The sequence below is a fragment of the Kitasatospora sp. NPDC004240 genome, from assembly GCF_053603215.1.
This window is the reverse complement of the sequence record NZ_JBSGFD010000036.1, coordinates 22,400-46,951: the sequence shown is the minus strand read 5'-3', so window position 1 is coordinate 46,951 and position 24,552 is coordinate 22,400. Positions and strand designations below refer to the sequence as shown.

Annotated in this window: 26 protein-coding genes; 15 read left to right on the top strand and 11 right to left on the bottom strand. The window is 73.6% G+C overall.

Going from position 1 to position 24,552, the window contains the following annotated elements; translation table 11 throughout:
* Positions 1–10: 10 nt before the first annotated feature.
* Positions 11–574 (bottom strand): HD domain-containing protein, encoded by a 564-nt coding sequence (locus tag ACWEQL_RS12665; protein WP_452150221.1) that lies wholly within the window; start codon positions 572–574, stop codon positions 11–13.
* Positions 575–770: 196 nt separating this feature from the next.
* On the opposite strand from ACWEQL_RS12665, the gene ACWEQL_RS12660 reads away from it, so the two are divergent.
* A complete protein-coding gene (locus ACWEQL_RS12660; protein ID WP_452150220.1) occupies positions 771–2,453 on the top strand; it encodes an LCP family protein in 1,683 nt (560 codons plus the stop codon).
* 129 nt (positions 2,454–2,582) lie between these two features.
* Here ACWEQL_RS12660 and ACWEQL_RS12655 read toward each other — a convergent pair whose 3' ends face one another.
* The gene (locus ACWEQL_RS12655; protein WP_452150219.1) at positions 2,583–2,978 is read right to left on the bottom strand and encodes a RidA family protein; all 396 of its coding nucleotides are present in this window, start codon (positions 2,976–2,978) and stop codon (positions 2,583–2,585) included.
* A 142-nt stretch (positions 2,979–3,120) separates the two neighbouring features.
* Here ACWEQL_RS12655 and ACWEQL_RS12650 point away from each other — a divergent pair, with 142 nt between their 5' ends.
* Positions 3,121–4,173, top strand: a complete 1,053-nt coding sequence (locus ACWEQL_RS12650; RefSeq protein WP_452150218.1) for a helix-turn-helix transcriptional regulator — start codon at positions 3,121–3,123, stop codon at positions 4,171–4,173.
* Here ACWEQL_RS12650 and ACWEQL_RS12645 read toward each other — a convergent pair.
* Both ACWEQL_RS12645 and ACWEQL_RS12640 read right to left on the bottom strand, forming a co-directional pair.
* Positions 4,148–4,465, bottom strand: coding sequence for a DUF6191 domain-containing protein (locus tag ACWEQL_RS12645; RefSeq protein ID WP_452150217.1), 318 nt, complete (start codon positions 4,463–4,465; stop codon positions 4,148–4,150). The genes ACWEQL_RS12650 and ACWEQL_RS12645 overlap by 26 nt on opposite strands.
* A gap of 133 nt (positions 4,466–4,598) precedes the next feature.
* Positions 4,599–5,360: a DeoR/GlpR family DNA-binding transcription regulator gene (locus ACWEQL_RS12640; protein ID WP_452150216.1), complete on the bottom strand. Its 762-nt coding sequence runs from the start codon at positions 5,358–5,360 to the stop codon at positions 4,599–4,601.
* A 90-nt stretch (positions 5,361–5,450) separates the two neighbouring features.
* Between ACWEQL_RS12640 and ACWEQL_RS12635 the strand changes: the two genes are divergently transcribed.
* The 4 genes from ACWEQL_RS12635 (at position 5,451) to ACWEQL_RS12620 (ending at position 8,760) form a co-directional block, all read left to right on the top strand.
* Positions 5,451–6,698, top strand: a complete 1,248-nt coding sequence (locus ACWEQL_RS12635; RefSeq protein ID WP_452150215.1) for an MFS transporter — start codon at positions 5,451–5,453, stop codon at positions 6,696–6,698.
* A gap of 53 nt (positions 6,699–6,751) precedes the next feature.
* Positions 6,752–7,372, top strand: coding sequence for an HAD family hydrolase (locus ACWEQL_RS12630; RefSeq protein ID WP_452150214.1), 621 nt, complete (start codon positions 6,752–6,754; stop codon positions 7,370–7,372).
* Positions 7,373–7,635: 263 nt separating this feature from the next.
* Positions 7,636–8,190 carry a hypothetical protein gene (locus ACWEQL_RS12625; protein WP_452150213.1) on the top strand — a complete coding sequence of 185 codons (555 nt, stop codon included), beginning with the start codon at positions 7,636–7,638 and terminating at the stop codon, positions 8,188–8,190.
* Positions 8,191–8,226: 36 nt separating this feature from the next.
* A complete protein-coding gene (locus tag ACWEQL_RS12620) occupies positions 8,227–8,760 on the top strand; it encodes an EF-hand domain-containing protein (protein WP_452150212.1) in 534 nt (177 codons plus the stop codon).
* 52 nt (positions 8,761–8,812) lie between these two features.
* Here the strand turns inward: ACWEQL_RS12620 and ACWEQL_RS12615 are convergent, their stop codons facing one another.
* On the bottom strand, positions 8,813–9,175 hold the full coding sequence (locus tag ACWEQL_RS12615; protein ID WP_452150211.1) for a hypothetical protein: 363 nt from the start codon (positions 9,173–9,175) through the stop codon (positions 8,813–8,815).
* 21 nt (positions 9,176–9,196) lie between these two features.
* On the opposite strand from ACWEQL_RS12615, the gene ACWEQL_RS12610 reads away from it, so the two are divergent.
* The 3 genes from ACWEQL_RS12610 to ACWEQL_RS12600 all read left to right on the top strand — a co-directional run bounded on the left by ACWEQL_RS12610 (position 9,197) and on the right by ACWEQL_RS12600 (position 11,684).
* Positions 9,197–9,487, top strand: a complete 291-nt coding sequence (locus tag ACWEQL_RS12610) for a hypothetical protein (protein WP_452150210.1) — start codon at positions 9,197–9,199, stop codon at positions 9,485–9,487.
* Positions 9,488–9,767: 280 nt separating this feature from the next.
* Positions 9,768–10,640, top strand: a complete 873-nt coding sequence (locus ACWEQL_RS12605; protein WP_452150209.1) for a class I SAM-dependent methyltransferase — start codon at positions 9,768–9,770, stop codon at positions 10,638–10,640.
* A 258-nt stretch (positions 10,641–10,898) separates the two neighbouring features.
* The gene (locus ACWEQL_RS12600; RefSeq protein WP_452150208.1) at positions 10,899–11,684 is read left to right on the top strand and encodes a class I SAM-dependent methyltransferase; all 786 of its coding nucleotides are present in this window, start codon (positions 10,899–10,901) and stop codon (positions 11,682–11,684) included.
* Positions 11,685–11,723: 39 nt separating this feature from the next.
* Here ACWEQL_RS12600 and ACWEQL_RS12595 read toward each other — a convergent pair whose 3' ends face one another.
* The 4 genes from ACWEQL_RS12595 to ACWEQL_RS12580 form a co-directional block, all read right to left on the bottom strand.
* Entirely contained in the window at positions 11,724–11,939 is a 216-nt protein-coding gene (locus tag ACWEQL_RS12595) for a hypothetical protein (RefSeq protein WP_452150207.1), read from the bottom strand.
* 100 nt (positions 11,940–12,039) lie between these two features.
* Complete coding sequence (locus tag ACWEQL_RS12590) at positions 12,040–12,231, bottom strand: hypothetical protein (protein ID WP_452150206.1); 192 nt, start codon at positions 12,229–12,231, stop codon at positions 12,040–12,042.
* 369 nt (positions 12,232–12,600) lie between these two features.
* Complete coding sequence (locus ACWEQL_RS12585) at positions 12,601–14,682, bottom strand: carbohydrate binding domain-containing protein (protein ID WP_452150205.1); 2,082 nt, start codon at positions 14,680–14,682, stop codon at positions 12,601–12,603.
* 392 nt (positions 14,683–15,074) lie between these two features.
* Positions 15,075–15,374, bottom strand: coding sequence for a hypothetical protein (locus tag ACWEQL_RS12580; protein WP_452150204.1), 300 nt, complete (start codon positions 15,372–15,374; stop codon positions 15,075–15,077).
* Positions 15,375–15,842: 468 nt separating this feature from the next.
* On the opposite strand from ACWEQL_RS12580, the gene ACWEQL_RS12575 reads away from it, so the two are divergent.
* The gene (locus tag ACWEQL_RS12575) at positions 15,843–17,339 is read left to right on the top strand and encodes an IPT/TIG domain-containing protein (RefSeq protein WP_452150203.1); all 1,497 of its coding nucleotides are present in this window, start codon (positions 15,843–15,845) and stop codon (positions 17,337–17,339) included.
* 66 nt (positions 17,340–17,405) lie between these two features.
* Here ACWEQL_RS12575 and ACWEQL_RS12570 read toward each other — a convergent pair whose 3' ends face one another.
* Positions 17,406–17,573 (bottom strand): hypothetical protein, encoded by a 168-nt coding sequence (locus ACWEQL_RS12570; RefSeq protein WP_452150202.1) that lies wholly within the window; start codon positions 17,571–17,573, stop codon positions 17,406–17,408.
* Positions 17,574–17,992: 419 nt separating this feature from the next.
* Between ACWEQL_RS12570 and ACWEQL_RS12565 the strand changes: the two genes are divergently transcribed.
* The 5 genes from ACWEQL_RS12565 (at position 17,993) to ACWEQL_RS12545 (ending at position 23,708) form a co-directional block, all read left to right on the top strand.
* Positions 17,993–18,586: a TetR/AcrR family transcriptional regulator gene (locus ACWEQL_RS12565; protein ID WP_452150201.1), complete on the top strand. Its 594-nt coding sequence runs from the start codon at positions 17,993–17,995 to the stop codon at positions 18,584–18,586.
* Positions 18,583–19,467 carry an alpha/beta fold hydrolase gene (locus tag ACWEQL_RS12560; RefSeq protein WP_452150200.1) on the top strand — a complete coding sequence of 295 codons (885 nt, stop codon included), beginning with the start codon at positions 18,583–18,585 and terminating at the stop codon, positions 19,465–19,467. The genes ACWEQL_RS12565 and ACWEQL_RS12560 overlap by 4 nt, the downstream gene beginning before the upstream one ends.
* Positions 19,468–19,543: 76 nt before the next feature.
* Positions 19,544–20,242, top strand: a complete 699-nt coding sequence (locus tag ACWEQL_RS12555) for an aspartate/glutamate racemase family protein (RefSeq protein ID WP_452150231.1) — start codon at positions 19,544–19,546, stop codon at positions 20,240–20,242.
* A gap of 176 nt (positions 20,243–20,418) precedes the next feature.
* Positions 20,419–22,215: an acyl-CoA dehydrogenase gene (locus ACWEQL_RS12550; RefSeq protein ID WP_452150199.1), complete on the top strand. Its 1,797-nt coding sequence runs from the start codon at positions 20,419–20,421 to the stop codon at positions 22,213–22,215.
* Positions 22,216–22,469: 254 nt separating this feature from the next.
* Positions 22,470–23,708 (top strand): GNAT family N-acetyltransferase, encoded by a 1,239-nt coding sequence (locus ACWEQL_RS12545; RefSeq protein WP_452150198.1) that lies wholly within the window; start codon positions 22,470–22,472, stop codon positions 23,706–23,708.
* A 100-nt stretch (positions 23,709–23,808) separates the two neighbouring features.
* Here ACWEQL_RS12545 and ACWEQL_RS12540 read toward each other — a convergent pair whose 3' ends face one another.
* The gene (locus ACWEQL_RS12540) at positions 23,809–24,516 is read right to left on the bottom strand and encodes a 2-phosphosulfolactate phosphatase (protein WP_452150197.1); all 708 of its coding nucleotides are present in this window, start codon (positions 24,514–24,516) and stop codon (positions 23,809–23,811) included.
* Positions 24,517–24,552 lie beyond the last annotated feature (36 nt).

The window sequence follows — 24,552 nt, the reverse complement described above, 5'->3', positions numbered from 1 at the left end:
GCCCCGGCCGTCACCCGGCCACAGAGGTCACCGAATGGGCGGCCTGGACGGCGAGGCGGCGGGGGGCGTCGTCGCCGATCCGGGTGAGCAGGTCGTCCAGGGTGAGGAACACGTCCCACGGTTCGCGTCCGCCCGACTCGGCGAACCGTGCCACGACGAGGTCCTCCAGGCCCTGGACCCGGCTGTTCTTCCACGCCTTGTCGGCCAGGCTGACCAGCAACTCCTCGACGCTGACGCCGGGTTCGCCCCAGCTCGCGTGGCTGCGGGCGAACCGGGCGGACCGTTCGGCGACCCCGTGCGCCAGCAGCAGCCCGTACCCGGCCGGTTCGTGCCGCGAGCCGGGTGCGGAGAGCTCCTCGCGGTGCACGGCCTTGCCGATGTCATGGGTGGCGGCGCCGAACCGGACGGCTGCGCCGTCGATCGCCACCTCCGGGTACTCGGCGGCGCACCACTCCAGGATCGTCACCGCGACCTCGTGGACCAGCGAGAGGTGGGCGATCAGGCGCGGCGGCGCCTCGACGGCCGTCAGCAGGGCGGTGACGGCGGGTGGCAGGGGCGGCAGGTCGGTGGTCACAGGGCAGGGTAGCCCGTCCGCCCTCCGGCTCAACCCTCGGCCGTCCCAGCACCGTTACGGACGGATCGCGCCGCCGTCGACCTCGACCGACTGTCCTGAGTGTGTAACAAGTTCGTACTCGGCGGGGGGAGGGGGGTAACGTCCCATGCTGTTCGAACTGACCTGCGGTATCCGGCGCGAGTGACTGGCGGCATGAATGACCCGAAGTGCCGACCTGGCACCTGCCGAGAGCGACGAGTCCCTCGCGCACCCGCCGGAGGGGGAGCGCGAGGACTCGCCCGGCCTGCCCGGGCAGCGGGGCGCGGCTCCCCGGGGCGGCCGGGGCCGGACGCGCCGACGTCGGCGGAAGGGCGGGTGGCGGCGCCGGTTGACGGTGATCGCCCTGGCGCTGGGGCTGCTCGTGGCCGCGTGCGGCGGGGGTCTGTACCTGTACTACCAGCACCTGAACGCGAACCTGCGGTCCGGCACCAACAACCTCAGTGATGCCCAGGGCGTCAGGACCGCGCCGAACGCCGCCGGCCAGACGCCGCTGAACATCCTGGTGATCGGCACCGACAGCCGGGGCTCGGCCGCCAACGTGGCGCTCGGCGGCGGCGCCGACGACTCCGGCCGTCCCGGCCTCGCCGATGTGCAGATGCTGGTGCACGTCTCCGCGGACCGCAGCAACGCCTCGATGATCACCATCCCGCGCGACACCATGCTGGCCGTGCCGACCTGCCGTAGCGAGGACGGCAAGCAGACCTTCCCCGCCCAGAAGCGGCTCCAGATCAACGAGACCCTCGCCCGCGGCGGCCCCGGCTGCGTCGTCGGCACGTGGATCTCGCTGACCGGACTGGAGATCGACCACTACCTGATGGTCGACTTCGCCGGCGTCGTCACCATGGCCGACGCGGTCGGCGGCGTCCCGGTCTGCGTCAACATGAACATGTACGACCGCCAGATACCGGGCATCGGCGGTACGGGCCTCAAGCTCCCCAAGGGGGAATCGGTCATCCAGGGCGAGCAGGCCCTGCAGTGGCTGCGCATCCGCGACGCGTGGGGCTCCGACCTCGGCCGCGCCCAGGCCCAGCACATGTACCTGAGTTCGCTCATGCGCCAGCTCAAGAGCAAGGGCTCCCTCACCGACCCGGGCTCGCTGATGAGGCTGGCCGAGGCGGCGACGAAGTCGCTCAGCGTCGACAAGGGCCTCGCCGACATCAAGAAGCTCTACGACCTCGGCAACGAGCTCAAGTCGATACCCACCGAGCGCACCACCAGCCTCACCGTCCCCGTGCTGGAGGACCCGAAGGACGAGAACCGGCTGATCCTCCAGAAGCCCGACACGGACAACATCTGGAAGATGCTGGCGCAGGACGTCCCGCTCGACGGCAAGGGGGCGCCGCCGGCGACCGGAGCCTCCGCCCCGGCGGCCACCACCCCGGCCGCCGCCGCACCCACGCCCGCCCCCGACGCCGGACCGGGCCGGGACTCCGTCGTCGTCGTCCAGAACGGCACCACCACCCCCAACCGGGCGGCCGACGTGAAGGCGGCGCTGGTCGCCGCGGGCTTCACCAAGGCGACGACGGCAGGCGGCGCCGGATCCCGGGCCACCACGTCCCTCACGTACGGCAAGGGCCAGCTCGCGCAGGCGCAGGTGGTGGCGACGGCACTCGGCCTCCCCGGGACGGCCCTCAAGGAGTCGGGTACCGCCAAGTCCCCGACGCTCGTCATCGGCGCCGACTGGCCCTCCGGGACGTCCTTCACCGCCCCCGGCGCCACCGCGCCGGCGGCCGCCCAGCCGGCGCCGACCGCCCTGCCGACCTCGGTCGAGGCGGAGACCGCCGACAACGACAAGAGCTGTATGAAGGTCGTTTCCCAGGGCGGCCGCTACACCTACTGAACCGGTCAGGGACCGTTCCGGAGCACAGGAGCACAGGAGCACAGGAGCACAGGAGCACCGGTCAGGCGACGGCCCCCGCCCTCGTGGAGCCCCGTGGAGTCGGCACGGGGGAGGGGCCGCGAGGGCGGGTCAGGCGACGGCGGTGCCTTCGAGCTCGACCAGCTGGCCGGGGATCGCCAGCCGCGTCACCCCGAGCATCGTGGTGGTGGGCGCCACCCCGGCGGCGCCCAACCGCGCCGCCAGTACGCCGTAGTGCTGGAGGAGCAGATCGACGTCGGTCGTGTGGACATTGAGCCGGACGAGGTCGGCGAGGGTCATGCCGGCCTCGCCGAGCACGGCCTCCACGTTGTCGACGCTCAGCGCCAACTGCGCCGCCATGTCGCCGTCGTGCAGGGGCCTGCCGTCGCCGCTCATCGCGGTCTGCCCCGAGATGTACAGCGTCCGCGTGTGCCCGGAGACGACCTCACCCTGGTTGAAGCCCATCTCCACCGACCAGGTCACCGGGTTGACCGCGGTTCGTTCCATCGTCACATCAGCTCCGTTCGATTCATGATCCATGGGGAGTACGGACGTCCATCGGGCCGGTGGCCACCGGCCCTGACGTCGTGTGGACGAGCCTCCCAGCGAATCACGACATCCTCGGTCATGTATTCGCTACAGTCCTCGTATGCGCGCCGACCGGTTGGTCTCGCTGGTGCTGTTGCTGCGCCAGCGCGGTCGGCTGACCGCGGACACTCTGGCCCGTGAGCTGGAGGTCTCCACCCGGACCGTGCTGCGCGACATCGAGGCGCTGTCCGCGGCGGGCGTCCCGGTCTACGCCGAACGCGGCCGGCACGGCGGCTTCGGGTTGCTGCCCGGCTTCCGGACCGAGCTCACCGGGCTGAACCACGAGGAGGCCCTCGCCCTGCTGACCGCCGGATCGGGGCGCGGCGAGCTGGTGTTCGGCCTCGGCTCGGCGCTGGCCTCGGCGATGCGGAAGGTCGTCGACGCGCTGCCCGAGGGCCACCGGGCCACCGCGAACGACGCGGCCCAGCGGTTCCTCGTCGACCCGGAGACCGACCTGCTCTCGCGCCGCCAGGTGACCGAGGAGGTGTCCGGCTCCGCGATGCCCGAGGTCCGGCGGGCGGTGCTCACCGGGCACAAGCTGCGCATCCACTACGCGGCCGCGGAGCAGGCGCCCGAGTGGCGCACGGTGGACCCCATCGGCCTGGTCACCGTACGCGACAAGGGCTACCTGCTGGCCACCAGGGCCGGTGCGGACCGCACCTACCGGCTGTCGCGGATCCTCGACGCCGAGGCACTCCCCGAGGCGGCGGAGCGACCCGGCCGGGTCGACCTGGACCGGATCTGGCGGGAACGATCCGCGCGGTTCCTCTCCGGCGGCGACCACCTGACCGTCCTGCTGCGGGTGGACCCGGCGCGGCGGGAGGAACTGCTGGACACCGCGCTGGCCGTCCGCGCGGAGGAGCCCGACCCGGACGGCCGGCTGCGGCTGGAGGTGACCTTCCAGGATTCACGACACGCCGAATGGGCACTGTGGCAGCTCGGTACGGACGCGGAGGCCCTCACCCCGCCGTCGCTGCGCACCCGCCTGCACGACCGGGCCGCCGCGATGGTCGGCCGCTATGCGGACCCGTGCCCGGAGCCGGCGGTACCGGCCGCCGGTGAGGCCTCCGCGCCCGAGGACGGGCCGTTCAGGAGGCCTTCGGCAGGCGGATGACCGCCGAACCGCGCGCCAGGTCCACCCCGGTGCGGTTCGGCGGGGCGCCGTCCTCGTCGTCGTCGCGCAGCATCAGCGACGACTGCCGCTCCTTGAGCTCGTGCTGCTTGCCCGCCGAGAAGGTGGCGTGCAACTGCTCGAAACCGGTCGCGGAGACCTGCCCCTGCCGGTGGCCGGTCCTCCAGGGCAGCAGCCCGGCCCGGCCGGCCCGCAGCAGCACCTGGTCGACCAGGGCGAGTGCGGTGAGCAGCAGCACCAGCCCCGGCAGCGTCATGAAGATGAGGAATCCCACTCGGTCAGTATCGTCGCCCGCCCCCGCCGCCGAACAGGGACCTGGGGGTTCGTCGGTCCCGGGCCTCCGGGCGGAGCCTCGTCGGACGGTCGCCGCGAGTCGGACGGTCGCCGCGAGTCGGGCGGAGTCCTCGTCAGACGGTCTTGACGACGGTGCCCGCGCCTTCGAGCGCGGCGACCTCGTCGGCGGGTGCGGCGGTGTCGGTGACGAGGGTGTGCAGGAGCCCGGCGGGGCCGACGTGGGCGAAGGCGGTGCGGCCGAGCTTGCCGCCGTCCGCGGCGAGGACGACCCGGCGGGCGGAGGCGATGGCCGCCTTCTTCACGGCCGCGTCGTCGAGGTCGTGGGCGGTCACTCCGTCGGCCGCGCTCAGGGCGCAGCAGCCGATGACCGCGGTGTCGAAGCGCAGGGCCGCCAGGGAGGCGAGGGCGAGGGGGCCGGTGAGGGCGCCCTCGGCGGCGCGGGGCTTTCCGCCGGGGACCATCAGGGTGGCCGTTCCGGGAGGGTCGCTGAGGAGGTGGATGGCCTGGAGCGACAGGGGCATCACGGTGACCGGACGCCGGTGGAGCAGCCGGGCGACCTCCAGGCAGGTGGTGCCGCTGTCGAGGAGGACGGTCTCGCCGTCGGCGATGAGCGAGGACACCTCGGCCGCGATGCGGCGTTTGGCGTCGACGGCCTCGCGGGCGCGCAGCGCGAAGGGCGGTTCCTCGCCCCTGAGCAGCAGGGTGCGTGCGCCGCCGCGGACGCGTTCGAGGACGCCTTGCGCGGCGAGCACGTCGAGGTCGCGCCGGATGGTCATCTCCGAGGTGCCGGTCAGCGCGGCGAGTTCCTGGACCGTGGCGCCGCCCGCGTCCGTGACGGCCTGGGCGATCAGGCCGTGGCGATCTGCGTTGCTCATACCGAGATTGAACCGCACCCCTTAATGAACAATCAAGCTGTTCGATCTACCTGCTTTCGAACATTATGGATGTTCGTTATGGTGGCCGACATGGAACGCTCACTCCGGGCCGCCCGTACGGCGACCTATGTCTACTTCGTCCTCAACGGCACCCTGATGGGCGCGTGGGTGGTGCACATCCCCACCGTGGAGGCGCGCGTCGGCATCGGCCACGCCGCCCTCGGCGGTCTGCTGGTGCTGCTGGGCCTCGGTGCCTTCCTCGGCATGCGGGTCGCCGGACACCTGGCCGACCGCCTCGGCACCCGGACCGTGGTGCCCGCCGCCGGCGTCCTGTGCGGCGCGGCCCTCGTCCTGCCCGCGCTGCCCCGGGAGCCCTGGACGCTGGCGGGCGCCCTCCTGGTGTTCGGCTTCGCCAACGGCTGCCTCGACGTGGCCATGAACGCCCACGCCGTGCACGTGGAGAAGGCGTACGGGCGGCCCGTGATGTCGGGATTCCACGCCACGTTCTCCGTCGGCGGCGTCATCGCCGCACTCGCCGCGGCCGCCGCCGCGGGCGTCGGGCTGAATCCGGCCGTCACCCTCGCCGTCCTGGGAGCGGCGGGCATCGTGACCGCGCTGCTGGCGGCGCGCTCCCTGCTGCCGGGCGCTCCGGCCGCCGTCGAGGAGGCGCGGGACGCCTCGGTCGCGGCCCGGCGCGGTGCCCGGGGGCGCGTCCGGGTCCTGGCCGCCCTGGCCCTGATGGTCATGCTGTGCGAGGGCGCCGCCAACGACTGGAGCGCCCTGCACCTGAAGGACGTCCTCGGCGCGCCCGCGAGCACCGCCGCCTTCGCCTACGGCACCTACGCGGCGGCGATGACCGCCGGCCGGCTGCTCGCCGACCGGACCTCCGCCCGGTTCGGGCCGGCGGCCGTCCTGCGGTACGGCGCGGCCACGGCCGCCGTCGGGATCACGATCGCGGCCGTCGCCCCGTGGCCCTGGGCGGCCTTCGTCGGCTGGGCGCTGTTCGGCCTGGGCCTGTCCGGCTGCGTCCCCCAGCTGTTCAGCGCGGCCGGCCATGCCGATCCCGCGGCGGCCGGTGCCAATGTCGCCCGCGTCGCCGGACTCGGCTACCTCGGCATGCTCGCCGGCCCCGCCGTCATCGGCTGGCTGACCCACCTGGTGGCGCTGAACCACGCCTTCCTGCTGCTGACCCTGCTGTGCGTCGCCACCGCCGCGACCGCCGGGATCCTGCGCACCGCACCCGGGCGTGCGGCACCCGGGCGTGTGGCACCCGGGCGCACGGTGTCCGGTGCCACGGCGTCCGGCCGTACGCCCGAGACCACGGGCAGCGGATGCTGACCCACCCCCGCCCCCGCCCCGTGCCAGGATCGCCGGACCCCAGGAGCCCCGCCGTGCCCACCCGACGCATCGTGCTGTTCGACCTCTTCGGGGTCATCGCCCGCCACCAGCGCCCCGGCGCCCTGGAACGGATGGCCGCCCGGTGCGGCGCCCCCGCCGAGGCCTTCGCCGACGCCTACTGGAGCTGCCGTCCGCCCTACGACGCCGCCGGGCAGTCCGCCGCCGAGTACTGGACGGCCGTGCTGCGCCGGCTGTCCCGCCCCGCCGACGCCCGCACGGTCGAGGAGCTGCGCCTCGCCGACATCGACAGCTGGTCCCGCGTCGACGCGGACATGGTCGGCTACGTCCGGGCCCTGCGGGGCCGTGCCGAGGTCGCCCTGCTGTCCAACATCCCGGCCGATCACGCGGACGCCTTCCTCGCGGCCCAGCCCTGGCTGACGGACCTCGACCACCTCGCCCTCTCCGGCCGGATCGGCGCGGCGAAACCCGACGCGGCGGCGTTCCACCACTGCGTTGCCGCGATGGGGGCCGCGCCCGCCGACTTCCTCTTCGTCGACGACCGCGAGGAGAACGTCCGCGCGGCCCGGGCCCTCGGCATGGGCGGGCACCTCTTCACCCGGCAGCGGGAACTGGCGACGGCCGTCGACACCTGGCTGCCGACCGGCGCGGGGTGACCGGCGGCGACACGGCCCGGATCGTCCGTCGGTGACCGGCGGCGACACGGCCCGGATCGTCCGTCGCCGGGGGGTCGGGCGTCCGTGCCCCCGCTGGCGGAATCGTCAGGTCGGGTGACTGCCTCCAGGTCCCCTGGCGGGTCGTCCTGGCGGGAAGAGAGCCTACGTCGATCATGATCGCGGTGGCCGGAGGTTCGCAGCGCCGGACGAAGGCGCGACCACGCCACCCGTTCCGCAGGCCGATGACAACGGGAGATCACCGAATGAAGATCACTGTCCGTGGTGGGCTGCCGGCCGTGCTGGCGCTGTTCGCCGCGGTACCGCTGCTGGTCGTGGGCCCGGCCCGTGCCGACTCCGCCGAGCCCACGATCGATGCCACCTGTGTGCTGAACGCCCACGGTCTCTTCGCCACCGCCGTTGCCCCAGGGGGGATCGACCTCCCCGTGCCCAACACGCTGGCCATGACCGGCACCCTGTCGTGTGTGGACGTCGCCGGCGCGCCCCTGGCAACCGGAACCTTCGAGCGCACGGTCACCATGCCGGCCACCCAGTGCACCGGGGACGAGCACGGTGACACCGCGACCACGAGCGTCCACTGGTCCGACGGAACCGCCTCCACCTTCAGGTTCGACAAGATCGACGTGGTCAAGGTGAACGGCACCGCCTCGCTGGTCATCGCCGGCGCCGTCACGGCCGACAGCGCTCGCTTCGCCGACGACGCCATCAACGCGGTGGGCACCAGTACCGGCACAGGATGCGGCACCCCGGCCGGCGAGACCGCCGTCGACTCGACCATCGTGCTCCGCCTCACCCACTGACCCCCGGCCCACCGCGTACGTGAAGGAAGACCCGACATGCCCCTCACCCGGACCGAACCGCAGACGGCCCCGGCCGACCCCGCCACCCCGAAGGCCCGCGTCTACGCGATGCTGGACACGGACGGGGACGGCGTGGCCTCCCGGCACGACTACTTCGTCCGGATCGACCGGGCCCAGCGGGCGACCGGCCGCGGCGACGACGATCCCCTGGTCATCGCAGCCCGGGCCGCAGGCGAACGGGCCTGGGCCGCGATGGACTCCAACGGCGACGGCGTGATGACCTACGACGAGTACCTCGCCTGGGTGGACGCCGAGAAGTTCGACACCGTCTGCCAGTACGCCCTGGGCGCACTGTTCGACCTCGCCGACACCGACGGGGACGGCGCCCTGGACCGCCCGCAGTTCACCCTGCTGCGCCAGGCACTGGGCAATCGGGCCGGTAGCGCCGACGCGGCCTTCGACGCGCTGGACGACGACGGCGACGGGCGCGTCGGCCGTGTGCAGTACCTGGCGTCGATCCGCGCGTACGTGACGGGTGGTGACTCCCCGATGGGCGACGCCCTCTACTGACCGGTGCCGGGTCGACCGGCCCGTCGAGGACTTCAAGGCCCGACGAGGCCGGTCACGCCCGTACCTCCGGCGGCCCGACCGGGACGGGCGGCAGTTCGCCGCAGTCGTGGGTGTAGAGCCAGGCCGTCGCCCGCTCGAAGAAGAGGCGGACGCCGAGCGGCATCGCCAGATCGCGCATCCGCCGGGCCAGCGGGCCGGCCGTCTTGGCGTCGCGGTTGCCGCCGGCCGCCTTGACCATCTTGGCGGTGCGGTGGGCGCGGGCGGTGTCGTACGCGGCGAGGGCCGACGCCGCCGAGGGTTCCGAGGCCAGTGACCGCGCCAGGACCAGCGCGTCCTCCAGGGCCGTCGACGCGGCCCTGCCCCGCGCCGACGGGGCGCGCACCTCGCCGTCACCTGGCACGTCATCCGCGAACACCTGCCCGTGGTCGTGGCCCTGATGCAGACGAACTTCGCCGGCCCGCCCGGCGAGGGCCGCGCCTGGGCCTCCCTCGCGCACGAGACGGGCGTCCTCCGCGACCACCTGGACCGGCTGCGCGAACGCGGCCACCCGCTCCCCGGCGACCCGGCGCTGATCGCCGCGGCCATGGGCGCGATGGTCTCGACGCTCGGCTACGCGGTCGCCACCGCCGGGGAGCACGGCCCGCGGGCCACCGACGAGGAGATCGTCGACTCCCTCACCGCCCTGCTCCTCCACGGCCTGGCCGGCCCGCCACCGGCCGTGGACTGATCGGCCGGGCGAAGTGCGGTGCCGACGGCCGGCGTCCGCGCGGAACGGCGGGGGCGCCGCCTCGGCCGATCGGTGGGGGCGCGGCGCGCCTCGGTCGTGCGGGCGGGCGACGGTGGAGGATCGGTGGGACGGCTGCCTCGGGCGACCCAGCGATCCTCCGGGCACCCTCCCCGCGTGACCCCACGACCAGGAAGCAGGGCCCGGCCATGGCACCGTTCGACGACCCACCGCTCCGCGTCCCGGGGGCCGCCGGCACCCCCGGCGTACCGGCGGGGGCATCGTGACCGCAGGTCCGGGCGGCGGGGACGCGCGGGGTGGCTCGCGGGGTGGCTCCCCTGGCGGGGACGTACAGGGCGGGGGCCGCTACGGCGAGGCGGTCTTCCGGCCCGAGCAGGCGGGCGAGGGTGAGCGCATCGACTTCGGCGCCCTCGCCTACGACGACGTCACCATGGCACGGCTGCGGGCCCTCGGCGTCGGCCCGGGCTGGCGCTGCCTCGATGTGGGCGCCGGCACGGGCACGGTCTCCCGCAGGCTGTTGGACGAGGCCGGGGTGGCGAGCGTGCTCGCCGTGGACCGGGACGTCCGGTTCCTCGCCGCGCGGACCGGGCCCGGGCTCGACGTCCTGGCGGCCGACATCACCGCCCCCGACTTCGCCCCCGGCCGGTTCCGGCTCGTCCACGCGCGCTTCGTGCTGATGCACCTGCCCGAGCGCGAGCGCCTGATCAGGGCACTGGCCGAACTCGTCGAGCCGGGCGGTGTGCTGGTGCTCGGCGACGCGGTCGACCTGACGGGCGACCTGGCTCCCGACACGCCGTACACCAGGGCGATGCGGGCGATGTGGCAGGGCCTGCGCGCCACCATCGGCACCGATGTCTCCTGGGTGCCGTCGTACCCCCGACTGCTGCGCGGCGCCGGGCTCGGGCGGGTCGCCGCCGAGATCCACGTGCCGCCGCTGGAGCCGGGCAGCCCGATCAGCCGCTTCTGGGCGGACACCTGGGAGCGCGGCAGGGCGGCCATGCTCGCCACCGGGCTCGTCGACGACGCGGCCGTCGACGAGGCGATCCGGTACCTGGCCTCCGACGGGTGCGCCGCCCTGTCGGCCGGCATGCTCACCGCCTGGGGGCGGAAACCCACGGCCGACGATCCTGGCTGACCGGGTCGCAAGGGGCACGGGCCACCCGGTCACCGTCATCGTCGGCCCTTTCGCACCCGTCGTCGGCCCGGATCAGACGGTCGGCGGCTCCGGGAGCGTTCCGGCGCCCGACCTCGGGATCCGTCATGCCGCGAGGGTAGGCCTCGTGAATCGCCGTGTCCGCGACGGCCCGTCAGGGGTGGACGCGGCCTCCGTCGGCCTCGTAGGTTGGCGGCCTGCCGACAGGGGAGGGGCAAGGCCGTGCAGGACGGGGTGGACATGGCGCGCAGTCAGGTGTTCGGGGAGGTGGCCGAGCTCTACGACGCCGTGCGCCCGGGATACCCGGACGCCCTGGTCGCGGAGGTGCTCGCGTACGCGGCCCTCGGTGACCGTGCGGCGCTGGAGATCGGCGCGGGGACGGGCAAGGCCACGGTGCCGTTCGCGGCCGCAGGGGCGCCGCTGGTGTGCATCGAGCCCGACCCGCGCATGGCGCAGGTGCTGCGCCGCAACACCGCAGGGTATCCGGGGGTGCGGGTCCATGCCGGGCGCTTCGAGGACTGGCGGCCGGACGGCCGCGACTTCGGACTGCTCCTCGCCGCCACGTCCTGGCACTGGACCGACCCGGAACGACGCTGGGACCTCGCGCACGCGGCCCTCGCACCGGGCGGTGCGGTGGCGCTGTGCTGGAACCCGCAGGGCGTCCGCGACCTGCGGTTGCACGCCGCCCTGGCCGAGGTCGACACCCGTCACGGGCTCGCCGGTACACCGCACGGTGAGCCGGCCTCCTCCTACGGCGAGGGACCCGGGAACTGGGCCGGCTGGCCCGAGGAGGAGTGCCGCGGCGACGGCCGCTTCACCGATCTGCGTGTCGTCCGGTACCGGCAGGAGCAGTACTACGACACCGAGCGCTACGTGGGATATCTGGCCTCGCTCTCGCGCTACCGTGTCCTGCCCCCCGACCGGCGCGAGCAGGTTCTCGCCGAGACCGCCCAGGTCCTGGACGCCCACGGCGGCGGTATCGGGGTGGTCCTCTTCAGTGACCTCCTCCTCGCCCGGACACGCTGAGCGCCCTCGCCCCGCCGCCGGCTCCCCGTACGGCCGGGCCTAACCGCCGCAGATCCAGTAGCTGTCGCGGGCCGGGTGCTCGCGCCGCTCACCGGTCGGGCGCGTCACCACGACCACGTCGTCCTCGTACGAGACCCGGTCGCCCGCTGCGACGAACATCGGGTCCATCTCGACCTGGAAGTCGTGGTGGAGCAGGAACCCGCTGATCAGCAGCATCCGTGGCACCGGCGTGACCCCGTCGAATCTCACATGCATGATCCGAGCATCCCGGACGGCCCGGCCCGGCCGCGACCGGATTTCGGCTCCCCGGAGGGGCGGCCACTGCCCCCGGCTCCCCGAGCGTCGTGCAGGGCCGCTACGGAGTCCAGGTGGCGAGGGCCGCGAGGACGGCCCTGCGGGTCGGGCGGTACTTCACGGTGGCGGTCAGCCGGCTGAGCTCGGCGTAGGCGTCCTCGTCGCCGAGTCGGGCCAGGGCGTGGACGGCGGCGCCGGCCGTCTTCGGGGATCGCGGACCGATGCCCGGCAGACGGATCAGGGCCGCTTCCACCAGTTCGCCCAGGGCGGTCGGGGACTGCGGATGGGGCGGCGTGAGTGCCAGCAGAGCAGCGAGACTCCGCCCACGGCTCGCCGGGATCGAGGACGGGCTCGACGATCCTCGGGGCCGGGACGCGGAGTCGTCCGGGCGAATCGGAGGTCAGCGCGGTTCGGCGGACGGTGGCGACCACCAGGTCGGGCAGTGCCCGCCCCGCCGCCGGCTCCACCTCGACCAGGCAGGTCAGCCGCCAGCCCTCCCACAGCGTCATCTCCCCGGCCGCCGTGGCGCGCAGGGCTCCGAGGGGCGTCACCGAGCGGCGGGGCCCGCCTGCCGGGTGGGGGGCCGGCAGGCGGGCGGGTGCGGTGCGTGCGGGGGTGCGGGTCAGTTCCGCCAGGTGTCGTTGAGGGTGACCTTCCCGTTCGCCGGGACGGTGGCGGTGCGGTTGGCGCCGGACTCCCAGACGACGTTGCCGGCGGCGTCCTTGCGGATGTACTTGTACGCGAAGGTGGTGCCGGCGGGCAGCTCCAGGTCGAGCTTCCAGACCGGGTACGCCGCGGGGTCGAGCTTGACGCCGCCCGAGGGCGCCCAGCTGCCGAGCTGCGCGATGCCGCCGACGACGTGGATGTTCTGGCCGGGCACGGTGGTGGCGTTCACGGCGAAGGCGGCGCCGGTCGCGGTCGGCGGGGTGTCGCAGGGGTTGCCGGTGCCGACGACGCCGCCCTTCACGGTGATGTCGCCGGTCCCGAGGGTGTAGTCGGTCGCGTTGTTGTTGTCCCAGGTGCCGGCGCCGTTGTTGAAGGCGGCCTTGAGGCCGCTGGCGGAGCCCAGGGCGACGGTCCGGCGGACCCAGCCGGCGCAGGCCGCCTCCATGGGGACGCCGGGCGCGGTGGTCCAGGCGCCGCCGTCGGGGCGGTAGTGGATGTTGTAGGCCGGCCAGCCCTTGTCGGTGCTGTAGTAGACGGTGGCGGTGTGATCGCCGGGTGGCCTGGTGCCGCCGCCGACGTGGAGCGCGACGGCGTCGTTGGAGCCGATGGTGGCCGTGAACGTCCCGTCGGCGCCCACGGTGTAGGTGGTGCCGGTGCAGCCGCCGCCGGTGGTCGGGTTGCCGTGCTGGACGTCGCAGTAGGTGCCGGCGGGCAGCGAGGTCTGGAAGGTGCGGGTGACCGGGCCGCCGCCGCGGTTGATCGCGACGTACGCCCGGTCGCCGCGGCCGAAGCCGATGGCGTTGTCGCCGTCGTCCCACCAGTTGGTGACGGGCGTGTCGCCCGCGGCGTTGCGGAAGGCGACCATGTTGGCGATCTGCGGCCAGGCGTGCTGGCACTTCCAGCCGTCGCTGTAACAGGCGTTCACCTGCCCGCCGTTGGGGGCGCCGGCGTCCCGGTTGGAGAACTCGTAGCCGGAGTGCACCGACGGGCTGCCGTACGGGTGGGCCAGCATGAGGACGTGTGCCAGCGTGTACGCGGCGCCGTCGCGGTAGCTGAGGCTGGAGCCGTTGCGCTCGGTGTCGTGGTTGGTGACCATCGCGCCGGACCTGCCGGAGGGCATGTAGCCCCACGCCTCGCCGAAGTTCTTCAGGTAGGAGAGCTTCTCGTTGGTGAGGACGCGCTTGAGATCGGTGGTGTAGCGGAACTCCTGGACGTCGCCGGTGGCGAGGTACTCGCTGGGGGAGACCGCCTCGCCCGCGCCGAAGATGGCCTCCTGCACCCAGTACACGTCCGGTTCGGTGAGTCTGGCGCGGATCGCCGAGAGGTCGGCGGCCGCGATGTGCTTCACCGCGTCCACCCGGAAGCCGTCGACGCCGAGCGAGAGGAGGTCGTTCAGGTAGCCGGCTATCGTGCCGCGCACGTGGTCGCTGCCGGTGTTCAGGTCGGCGAGTGAGGGGTTGCCGGCGTCGCCGAGCTCGCAGTCCTGCACGTTGGAGCGGTCCCCGTAGTTGGTGCCGATGGGGCGTCGGCAGCCGTGGAAGTCCTGGTCCTGGTAGTAACCGGGGTAGCTGTACTTGGTGTACGAGGTGCCGCCGGTGCCCGTGCCCGAACCCGAGGTCATGTGGTTGATCACCGCGTCCACGATCACGTCGACGCCTGCGGCGTGGCAGGTGTCCACCATGGACCGGAACGCGCCGCGGTCACCGAGCGGGCCGGTGATCCGATAGCCGACCGGCTGGTACGCCGTCCACCAGGCGCCGCCCTGGATGCGCTCCTGCGGCGGGGAGACCTGCACGTAGCCGTAGCCCTTGGGGCCGAGGGTCTGCGTGCACTCGCGGGCGATCGAGTCGAAGTTCCACTCGAAGAGGACGGCGGTGACCTTCTTGCCGTCCCGGCCGGGTGCCGCGGCGGCGGCCTGCTGGGCGGGTGCGGCGAGGGTGGCGGCCAGGCTCAGGGTCAGGCCGAGGCCGGTCAGGGCGGCGACCGTACGGCGCCCTCCGGGTGCACGTGCCGCCGACGCCGGCGGGGTGCTGCTCATCTGAACTCCTCCAGGGTGGGGCACCCGCAGGCGGGGCTACCGCGAGCGGGGACCGGGAGACGGCGGGAGGCGGAAGCGCTCACGCCGGGAGACGAAGCATGGATGAAAGCTTGCAGAAACTTTCAGAGTGCGGCCGCAAACCTAGGCTCGGGCGGACGGGTCGTCAAGAACCTCGGAAGCTCCAACTTGCCTTCCCTAGAGGTGAGTTGAGAAGTGCGTAAGCGAACTCACGGGTCGCGCGTCGACCCGGAAGGGTCTGCTCCCGGCGCCGGAGTGGAGGCGGGCCGGGGGGTGTGGAGGCGGGCCGGGCGCGGGGGCGGGCCGGGGCATGCCGAAGCGGGGGAGCGCCGGGTCGGCGCGCCCCCGGGGGCCTGTCGGGATCGTCGCGCGGGTCAGGAGTGCAGGGTGACCTCGGCGGCCGAGGCGTCGACCGCTGCGCCGCGCCGGCGCTGCCGTGCGGTGGCGGTGTCGGCGGCGAGGGTCGCCAGCGCGATGGCGGGCTGCCTGTCGGAGGCCCGTACGGCGAAGCTCTGCGTTCCGTTCGTCCGGCCGGATGTGGTCAGGGTCGGCATGGTGACGAGCCACATGGGCAGCGGGCGTGCCACCGGCGTCCGAGGGCTCGGCGGACGGTGGAAGGTGATGTCGGGCAGCGGCGACGGGGCTGTGGGGGTGGGGGTGGACGTGAGGGCCATCTCGACTCCTGGGCCTGATGATCGGCGGGGCGGCCGGGCGGGTCGAAGGGCCTGTTGCGGCCGGTGACGGGGGCGGCGGCGCGGAGGGTGGGGGCGTCGCGGGGCCCGGCAGGCGCGGGGTCGGGTGGGGGTCGGGACCTTCTGCCTGGATGCCAGCTTTGTGAATCCGGTGAAGAGCGTCAAGTGTTTTCTGCAAGTTTCAGCAAGGTTTCCATCTCCGGCCCGGCGGCGCGCGTCGGACCGTCCCCGTGGGTGACTGGCCGTGTACGAGGAGTGTCGAATCGGGGGTGTCGGGTGCGCGGCGCGGATGCGGCGCTCCTCGTGGGCCGGCCGGTCCGGCGCTGGTCCGATGGCCTGAAATCCGGCGCCCGGCGGGTCCGGGTGACCGCACCCGCCCGCTTCCGAAAATAGGTTGAATACGACCAATTCGGCTCGTTGGGTGCTCGTACGAGCCCCGAAGGAGTGATCATGACAGTAGATTCGGCCGCGCCGACGGCTGCGGTGGCCATGACCCTGGCCACGCTTGCGGCGACCGGGGCGACCCCGCGCCCGTCCGGGGAGAGCGTGACGGACCAGAAGCTGCGCATCGCCACCGGCATCGAGCGGCAGCTGACCAACCCCGCCCTGGCGACGAAGGGCACGTGGCAGCTGGCCTGGCTCGCGCTGAGTCCGGACAACGCCAACATGGCGTACATCGCGAAGGACACCTCCGGCTCGAACGCGTTCGCCGTGGTGGTGCGCGGGACGATCGCCAACGAGGTCGACCTCCTGGAGGACCTCGACGTCGGTACGGTCGTCCCCTTCACCGTGGGCGGATCGTCGCCGGTGTCCGTCTCGAAGGGCGCCATGACGGCGCTCACCCAGGTCGCCGGCATGACGGACGGGTCCCCGGGGGCGGGTGCCAACCTCGTGCGGGCGCTCACCCTCCTGCTGGAGAACGCTCCGGCGCGGGCGACCGTCACCGTGATCGGCCACAGCCTGGGCGGCTGCGTCGCCACCGTGCTCGCGCCGTACCTGCAGGCCCAGAACTGGGGCGGCCTCGCGCCGCAGTTCGGGGTGATCACCTTCGCCGCGCCCACCGCCGGTCTGAAGGACTTCGCCGATCGCTTCAACTCCTTGCCGTGGAACGTCAACCAGGCCTACGTCAACAACTACGACATCGTGCCGCGGGCCTGGGCCGACCTGGACGCGGCCAAGAAGTGGTTCCCCGCCGCCTACGGGCCGGTCGCGCCCGCCGCCGTCGTGGACGTCCTGATCCCGGAGATCGAGGCCCTCGCCGGGCCCAACGCCTACGTCCAGCCGAACAACGCGATGCCCTCCCTCAACCCCGACTACGGGACGCACGACCACGCGGTGGTCAAGAGCTCGACCGAGGACTTCCTGGCCCAGGTCGCCTACCAGCACGCCAACGCCACCTACCTGGCCCTGCTCCAGGCGCCGCCGGTGCCGGGCGGGCCGGTCGTACAGGCCATCGGGCCCAATGTGGGTGCCGCGGGCACGCAGATCACCATCACGGGGAGCGGATTCGGCCCGGACTGCGTGGTCGACTTCGGTCCGGTCCCGTGCGTGAGCAAGGTCCTCGGCGACACCCGGATCATCGCGACCGCGCCCGAGGGGGTCGGCGTCGTCGACGTCAGGGTCACCGGGAACCTGGGCACCTCCCCGGCCGTCCCGACCGCGCAGTTCGCCTACGGCGGGCCGCAGCCCGTCCTGGTCACCGGCATCTCCCCGGACAACGGGAAGACCGGGCAGACGGTCACCATCACGGGTGTGGGATTCGCCGACAAGCCCACCGTGTACTTCGGGAAGAACCTCGCGGCGTCCTCGTACGTCTCGCCGACCCGGATCACCGCGACGGCGCCGTCGTCCGGTACGCCCTTCAGCAAGACCGTCGACGTCAGGGTGCTGGTGAACGGCTATCTGTCGCCCGCCGTCCCGGTCGACGAGTTCACCTACCCCGGCTGACGGCGGGGGCCGGCCGCGCCGGGCACGCGAACCCGCGCCCTCGGCGTGGCCGGCCGGTCCCCGGCCTCAGCGGCGCCTGCGGTCCGATCGCCGTCCGGTGCGCTGCGATCCCTCCCAGGCGGCGAACAGGATGCCCGTGGAGCTGACGGCCGCCTGGAGGACGCCCAGGTCGGCCAGTACGCAGATCGCGGCGCAGGCGCTCAGGAGCAGCAGGAGGGCGATCAGCTCGAACACGCGGCGATGGGGATCCGCCGGTTCCGGGGCGGGTGCCGGTCCGCCGGGCGCCGCATCGCCCGGGCCGTCCGTCGGCGTCTGGATGTCCGATGCCACTGCTGTCCTCCCGCGGTCGGTGGGGGGACAGTGTCGGGGGAGTGCACGCCCGTAAGACGGAAAACGCCGCGTCGAACCGCATGTCTTCCGGGGTCGGTTCCCCAGTCCTCCACCACGTGCGCGGCGGAGTGCTGTCCCCCCAAAGATCATGCGACCGAGCGGCCACACGACATCCATGGAAGACCATGACCCGGCGCGGCGTCAACTGCCTTGCCGGAGAAGGTCGGATCCGACCCCGCTCGGCGGTTCCGCCCGGATCCGGCACTTGCGATCCTAGGGATCCTAGGTTAAAACTAGGATCCCTAGGACCATAGGAGGGCCGCATGGTGCGGGCAGGACTGACGACCGGGCGCGTGACCCTCGCGGCCGCCGAACTGGCCGACGAGGACGGACTCGCCGGCGTCACGATGGCGAAGGTGGCGCGCCGCCTGGGCGTGAAGGACGCGAGCCTCTACACCCACGTCCGCGGTCTGGACGAGCTGAGGGGCAGGGTCGCGCTGCTCGCGGCGGACGAGAAGACCCTCCGCATCGCGGAGGCCACCGCCGGCCGGGCGGGCCGGGACGCGCTGGTCGCGTTCGCCGACGCCTGGCGGGAGTACGCCCACGAGCACCCCGGCCGCTACGCCGCCACCCAGACCCCCGTCCCGATCGACCCCGAGCTGGCCGCGAACGCGCCCGGCCCGCGGCGCGCCGTCGAACTGACCTACGGCATGCTGCGCGGCTACGGCCTCGCCGAGCCCGACCTCACCGACGCGGTGCGACTGCTGCGCAGCACGTTCCACGGGTTCGTCGCCCTGGAGGCCACCGGCGGGTTCGGCCACGCGCGAGCGCCGCAGCGGTCCTGGGAGCGCGCGCTCGACGCCCTGCACACCCTCCTGGAGCACTGGCCCCCGTCCCGAGAAGGAGACTCCGAATGAGCACGCCCACCGGCACCCCGACCACCGGCCACCTGCGCGTCGACGGCGCCACCCTGCACTACGAGGTCCGCGGTGAGGGCCCGCTCCTGTTGCTGATACCCGGCGGGACGGGCGGCGCCGCCGCCTTCGACGCCGTGGCGGACGGCCTGGCCGCCGAGTGCACCGTGGCGACGTACGACCCGCGCGGCATGGCCCGCAGCACCCTGGACGACCCCGGTGCGGCGCAGCACGTGGCCGAACACGCGGACGACGCGCTGCGCCTCCTCGACCTGCTGTCGCCCGGGGAGCCCGCCCGCGTCTTCGGCGCGAGTTCGGGCGCCGTCGCTGCGCTGCACCTGCTCACCGTGCGCCCCGACCGCGTCCGGCGGCTCGTCGCGCACGAGCCGCCGCTCGTGGAGGTCCTGCCGGACGCGCCCGAGCACCGCGTGCTGCTCGCCCGGGTGCAGGAGGTGTTCCGCACGGAGGGCCTCGGACCGGCGATGTCGCTGTTCGGCGAGGGGCTGCGCAGGGGCGGCACCGTCGCCGCCGCTGCGCAGCCCGGCACCGGCCCGGGTACCGCGCTTCCCCCGCAGGCGGCGGCGCGGACCGAGCGGACGATGGCCGGTCTGCCCTACTTCCTCGGGCGGATCGTGCCGGCCTTCATGGCGTACACCCCGGACGTCGACCGGCTGCGATCGCTCACGGACCGGCTCGTGCTCGCCGTCGGGGAGGACTCGCGCGGTGAACTGCCGTACCGTCCGGCCGCGTTGCTGGCGCAGACCCTGGGCGTGCCGCTGTTGCACTTCCCCGGCGGGCACGTCGGTCTGAGTACCCACCCGGACGCCTTCGGCGAGCGCCTCGCCCAGGCGTTCCGCGCACCGGCCCCCGGTGATGTTCCCTGACAGGCCGCACGGGGTCGGCATCAAAGCCTGACTTATGGATGTCACTGCACATCGCGTATGTGGTTATATGTTCGCCATGAAGACCCTGGGGCTGATCGGTGGCATGAGCTGGGAGTCCACCGCCGAGTACTACCGCAACCTCAACCAGCTCACCCGTGAGCGGCTGGGTGGCCTGCACTCCGCCCGACTGGTGCTCTACTCGGTCGACTTCGCCACCGTCGAACGGCTCCAGGCGGAAGGCCGGTGGGCCGAGGCCGGCGAACTCCTCGCCGACGCCGCGCGCTCGCTGGAGGCGGCCGGCGCCGAGCTCCTGCTCATCTGCACCAACACCATGCACAAGGTGGCCGGCCAGGTCGAGGCCGCGGTCTCCGTCCCGCTCCTGCACCTCGCCGACGCCACCGCGGCGGCCGTCCGCGCCACCGGACTGCGGACCGTCGGCCTGCTCGGTACGGCGTTCACCATGGAACAGGACTTCTACCGGGGCCGGTTGGAGGCCCACGGCCTGACGGTCCTCGTCCCCGACGCGGACGGCCGCGCCCTGGTGCACCGGGTGATCTACGACGAACTCTGCCAGGGCGTCGTCCGCGAGGAGTCGCGGACGGCCTACCGGCGGGTGATCGAGCGGTTGGTCGCCGCCGGGGCCGAGGGCGTCATCCTCGGCTGCACCGAGATCGAACTGCTCGCCGGCGCCGAGGACAGCCCCGTCCCGCTCTTCCCCACCGCCCGCCTGCACGCCGAGGCCGCCGTCGGGGCGGCCCTCGCCGAGGACGTGTAGACCTGGCAGCCGGCGCGGCGTGCCGGTCAGGGTCCGTGAGCGGCTGAACGGTGTCGCCCCGCGGGCCCAAGGGAGTCCGCGGGGGTGGTGATGACGCGGCCGGTGGGGGAACGTATCCGGAGCCCGACCGCACCACCGTGTACCTCCGTCGCCCACCCCGATCGGACGCCCTGCCCATGGATTCCCTGCTGCTCTCCCGCCGTGACCTCGACTTCCTGCTGCACGACTGGCTGGACGTCACGGCGCTGACCCGCCGCCCCCGCTACGCCGACCACGACCGGGACACCTTCGACGCGGTGCTGGAGCTCAGCGAGACCATCGCGACCCGGCACTTCGCCCCGCACAACAAGAGGAACGACGCCGAGGAGCCCCGCTTCGACGGGGAACGGGTGCACGTCATCCCGGAGGTCGGGGCGGCGCTGCGGGTCTTCGCCGAGGCCGGTCTGATCGGTGCCGCCATGGACCACGAGGTCGGCGGGCAGCAGCTGCCCGCCGTGGTCGCCAACGCCTGCATGGCCTGGTTCCAGGCCGCCAACGCCGGCACCGCCGCGTACCCGCTCCTCACCATCGGCAACGCCAACCTGCTCCAGGCGCACGGGAGTCGGGAGCAGATCGACACCTATGTGCGCCCGATGGTCGAGGGCCGGTTCTTCGGCACGATGTGCCTGTCGGAGCCCCAGGCAGGGTCCTCGCTGGCCGACATCACCACCCGGGCGGTGCCGCAGGACGACGGCACCTACCGGCTCACCGGCACCAAGATGTGGATCTCCGGCGGTGACCACGAGCTCGGCGAGAACATCGTCCACCTGGTCCTCGCCAAGATCCCCGGCGGTCCGGCGGGCGTGAAGGGCATCTCGCTGTTCGTCGTGCCCAAGTACCTGGTCGGGCCGGACGGCGCGGTGGGGGAGCGCAACGACGTGGTGACGGCCGGACTCAACCACAAGATGGGCTACCGCGGCACCACCAACACCCTGCTCAACTTCGGCGAGGGCCGGCACACGCCGGGCGGCGCCGCCGGCGCGGTGGGCCACCTGGTGGGCGAGGAGCACCACGGGCTCGCCCAGATGTTCCACATGATGAACGAGGCCCGCGTCGGCGTGGGTCAGGGCGCCACGGCGCTCGGCTACACCGGCTACCTGCACGCCCTCGACTACGCCCGCACCCGCCCGCAGGGCCGCCCGCTCACGGACCGGGACCCGAACGCCCCGCAGGTCCCGATCATCGAGCACGCGGACGTGCGCAGGATGCTGCTGGCGCAGAAGAGCTACGTGGAGGGCGCCCTCGCCCTCGGCCTGTACTGCGGCCGCCTGCTCGACGAGCAGCGGACCGCCGGGGAGGAGTCCGCCCGGGCGCGGGCCGAGCTGTTGCTCGACGTCCTGACGCCGATCGCCAAGAGCTGGCCCTCGCAGTGGTGCCTGGCCGCCGACGACCTCGCCATCCAGGTGCACGGCGGCTACGGCTACACCCGCGAGTACAACGTCGAGCAGTTCTACCGGGACAACCGGCTCAACGCCATCCACGAGGGCACCCACGGCATCCACGGACTGGACCTGCTCGGCCGCAAGGTCGTCATGGCGGACGGTGCGGGGCTGCGGCTGCTGCTGGAGACGCTCGCGGCGACCGTCGGCCGTGCCGCGGCGGCCGGCGGGGAGGCGGCCGCGCTGGGCGCCCTCCTGGAGCGGGCCGCGGGCCGCATCGGGCACACCACCGCGAGGCTGTGGTCGACCGGCGATCCCGCGACCGCGCTGGCCAATGCCACGACCTACCTGGAGGCCGTCGGCCATGTGGTGGTGGCCTGGATCTGGCTGGAGCAGTTCCTCGCGCTGGGCGACGGCACGGACCCGTTCCACCAGGGCAAGCGGCAGGCGGCCCGGTACTTCTTCCGTGTGGAACTCCCGCGGACCGGGCCGCAGTTCGACCTGCTCGACAGTCTGGACCGGACCGCCGGGGACTGCCGTCCCGAGTGGTTCTGACCCGCCGCGGTCGGCATCCGGGGATCGGGTGACGGCACGGCAGGGGGCGCGGGAAGTCGGCCGGTCCGACCTCCCGCGCCTTGCGCTCGGCCCAGTCGCGCGGCTGGTCGACAACGGCGTGCCGCAGGCCCGGGCGACGCCCCGGTGGCCGGGCTCCGGCCCGTAATCCGCTTGACCTGACGGTGCGGTGACGCTGCACTGTGGCGGGGCGCCACGCCTGGTGGCGCGGGTACGCAGGGGAGACAGCGGCAGCGATGGAGATCCGTCCCACCACCGACCAGGACCTTGAGGTCTTCGTCGACACCCTCCACGCCGCGTTCGCGCGCTTCCCGGAGACCCTGACGGAGGACGGCCGCCACCCGATCCCCTGGTCGGCGTACGAGATGGACCGCAACCTGTTCGCCGTGACGGCGGACGGACGGCCCGTCGGCACCGCCGGGGCGTACTCCTTCGAGCTGACCCTGCCCGGTGGGGCCCTCGTCCCGACCTCCGGGGTCACCGCGGTCGGCGTCCTGCCCTCGCACCGGCGCCGGGGCGTGCTGACCGCGCTGATGCGGCATCAACTGGCGGGGCTGCGGGCCCGCGGGGAGTGCCTCTCGGTGCTGCTGGCCTCCGAGGCCGTGATCTACCGCAGGTTCGGGTACGGGCCGGCGACCTACACGGCGCGGATGACGGTGCCGCGCCACCGGGCGGCCCTCGCCCGTCCCCGGGCGCGTGGGGCGACCGACACCGCGGCGGCCGGGCCGGACGACGGCTCGATCGAGGTCCTGCGGAGCGCCGACTGCGTCGGGATCATGGAGGCGGTCTACGACCGGTACCGCCGCGCCCAGCCCGGCGCGCTGTCCCGGCCGCACCGCTGGTGGTCCACGGGGGCCGGACAGCCTCCGGTCTCCCCGGTGCCGCGGTACATCGCCGTCCACCGGGATGCCGACGGCGTCCCGGACGGGTACGCCAGCTACTCGCTCGGCGAGCCCGGGACCCTGACCGTCGACGAGACCATCGCCGCCGACGACGCCGTCCACGCGGCCCTCGTCCGGTTCGTGCTCGACCACGACCTGGTCTCCCGGGTCGTGCTCAAGCACGTCCCGACGGGGCACCCGCTGCGCTGGCGGTTCGAGGACTTCCGCGCCGCCGAGGTGAGCGGCGAGACCGACTGGCTCTGGGTGCGGCTGCTGGACGTCCCGGGTGCGCTGGCCGCGCGCGGCTGGTTCGCGGACGGGGAGCTCGTGCTCGACGTCGACGACCCGTTCCTCGGCGAGCGCGGCCGCCATCTGCTGACCGTCCGGGACGGCAAGGCCGACTGCGTTCCGACGGACCGGGAGCCCGACCTGTCCCTGGACATCGGCGACCTGGGATCGATCTACCTCGGCGGCACCGCGCCGAGCACGCTGGTGCGCGCCGGACACATCCGGGCCCACCACCCGGGTGCGGCCGTCCTCGCCGACGCCCTCTTCCGCGCCGAGCGCCCGCCGCACTGCCTGCACTGGTTCTGATCCCGGCCGGGTGGTCCGTGCCGTCCGGCCCGTACGGCACCCGGGAGCTCCGCGGATGCGCCCGCGGTGTGGCGCCGCAGGTCCGGGCCGGCTCCCGCGCTCACGATCGGTTCGCGGCCCCGTCGGCCGGATCGGGCGCGGCGTACGGACGCAGGACCATGAGCGAGTCCTCCGCGGTCGCCACCATGGCGAAGGGGAACCGGTCGAGTTCGAGGCAGAGCGCGACGTCATCGGGGTGGGCTCCCTGCCGCACCCCCTGCGTCAGTTCGGCGGCGGCACGCGACCGCCCGGCGCGGCGGAGGAACCCGGCGGCGTCCGTCCCGGCCCCGGCCGCCCGCCCGGCGATGTACTGGGCGCACGCCAGATCCTCATCGGCGCGCCCGTCCTCGCCGGTGACCACGAACGTGACGCTGTCGCACCCGCGCGCCCGCAGGACCCGGGCCGTCGCCTCCGCCACCACGAAGCCGGCGCACAGCACCAGCGACGCCCCCTGCACCGCGAGGGCGCCGACCGTTCCCGCCGTGGTCTTCTGGACGACGGTCCGTCCGCCGAGGTCGACGGACCGCAGCAGGCCGGGGGAGTTGACCAGGTCGAACCCGGGTGCCGGCGGACCGTCCTTGAGCGCCGCCCAGTCCGGGTGACGGGCCTTCAGTGCCAGGGCCTCGTCCAGCGATCCGGCGAGAACGATCTTCTCCGCCCCCTGGGCGAAGGCCCAGGCGGCCACCGTGTAAGCGCGCATGACGTCGACCACGACCGCCACGGACGGGGGTTCGGCCAGCTCGGCGATGCCGAGGAAACGGGCGTCCATCCGGTCATGATCGCGCATGCCGGCCCGTGACGCCCG

Bases quoted from the DNA above. Each gene is read 5' to 3' on its own strand.
- ACWEQL_RS12650 (WP_452150218.1), top strand. From the start codon at position 3,121: ATGCGCGCCGACCGGTTGGTCTCGCTGGTGCTGTTGCTGCGCCAGCGC.
- ACWEQL_RS12655 (WP_452150219.1), bottom strand. From the start codon at position 2,978: ATGGAACGAACCGCGGTCAACCCGGTGACCTGGTCGGTGGAGATGGGC.
- ACWEQL_RS12540 (WP_452150197.1), bottom strand. From the start codon at position 24,516: ATGGACGCCCGTTTCCTCGGCATCGCCGAGCTGGCCGAACCCCCGTCC.
- ACWEQL_RS12565 (WP_452150201.1), top strand. From the start codon at position 17,993: ATGGTGCGGGCAGGACTGACGACCGGGCGCGTGACCCTCGCGGCCGCC.
- ACWEQL_RS12660 (WP_452150220.1), top strand. From the start codon at position 771: ATGACCCGAAGTGCCGACCTGGCACCTGCCGAGAGCGACGAGTCCCTC.
- ACWEQL_RS12545 (WP_452150198.1), top strand. From the start codon at position 22,470: ATGGAGATCCGTCCCACCACCGACCAGGACCTTGAGGTCTTCGTCGAC.
- ACWEQL_RS12550 (WP_452150199.1), top strand. From the start codon at position 20,419: ATGGATTCCCTGCTGCTCTCCCGCCGTGACCTCGACTTCCTGCTGCAC.
- ACWEQL_RS12600 (WP_452150208.1), top strand. From the start codon at position 10,899: ATGGCGCGCAGTCAGGTGTTCGGGGAGGTGGCCGAGCTCTACGACGCC.
- ACWEQL_RS12585 (WP_452150205.1), bottom strand. From the start codon at position 14,682: ATGAGCAGCACCCCGCCGGCGTCGGCGGCACGTGCACCCGGAGGGCGC.
- ACWEQL_RS12625 (WP_452150213.1), top strand. From the start codon at position 7,636: ATGAAGATCACTGTCCGTGGTGGGCTGCCGGCCGTGCTGGCGCTGTTC.
- ACWEQL_RS12595 (WP_452150207.1), bottom strand. From the start codon at position 11,939: ATGCATGTGAGATTCGACGGGGTCACGCCGGTGCCACGGATGCTGCTG.
- ACWEQL_RS12555 (WP_452150231.1), top strand. From the start codon at position 19,544: ATGAAGACCCTGGGGCTGATCGGTGGCATGAGCTGGGAGTCCACCGCC.
- ACWEQL_RS12635 (WP_452150215.1), top strand. From the start codon at position 5,451: ATGGAACGCTCACTCCGGGCCGCCCGTACGGCGACCTATGTCTACTTC.
- ACWEQL_RS12610 (WP_452150210.1), top strand. From the start codon at position 9,197: ATGCAGACGAACTTCGCCGGCCCGCCCGGCGAGGGCCGCGCCTGGGCC.
- ACWEQL_RS12640 (WP_452150216.1), bottom strand. From the start codon at position 5,360: ATGAGCAACGCAGATCGCCACGGCCTGATCGCCCAGGCCGTCACGGAC.
- ACWEQL_RS12560 (WP_452150200.1), top strand. From the start codon at position 18,583: ATGAGCACGCCCACCGGCACCCCGACCACCGGCCACCTGCGCGTCGAC.
- ACWEQL_RS12620 (WP_452150212.1), top strand. From the start codon at position 8,227: ATGCCCCTCACCCGGACCGAACCGCAGACGGCCCCGGCCGACCCCGCC.
- ACWEQL_RS12575 (WP_452150203.1), top strand. From the start codon at position 15,843: ATGACAGTAGATTCGGCCGCGCCGACGGCTGCGGTGGCCATGACCCTG.
- ACWEQL_RS12580 (WP_452150204.1), bottom strand. From the start codon at position 15,374: ATGGCCCTCACGTCCACCCCCACCCCCACAGCCCCGTCGCCGCTGCCC.